General features: G+C 67.4%; 1 protein-coding gene. It reads left to right on the forward strand.

The window, feature by feature from the left end:
* Window positions 1–221, forward strand: a 221-nt coding sequence (locus tag ACPXCS_RS39775; RefSeq protein WP_425971266.1) for a hypothetical protein, incomplete at both ends; no start/stop codon positions are given.

A 221-nucleotide genomic window follows, 5' to 3' on the forward strand; every position in this document is an offset into this window, starting at 1 on the left:
ATCGAGGCGCATGGGACGGGTACGTCGTTGGGTGATCCGATCGAGGCGGGTGCGCTGGCCGAGGTCTTCGGGCCCGATCGTCCTGAGGGCCGGCCGGTGTGGCTGGGTTCGTCCAAGTCGAACATCGGGCATGCGCAGGCGGCGGCCGGTGTGGTCGGTGTGATCAAGATGGTGCTGGCCCTTCAGCACGAGACGTTGCCCAAGACCCTCCATGCCGGCGA

Origin of the sequence: Streptomyces sp. DT190, from assembly GCF_049846985.1 — a bacterium.
GTDB lineage: Bacteria > Actinomycetota > Actinomycetes > Streptomycetales > Streptomycetaceae > Streptomyces.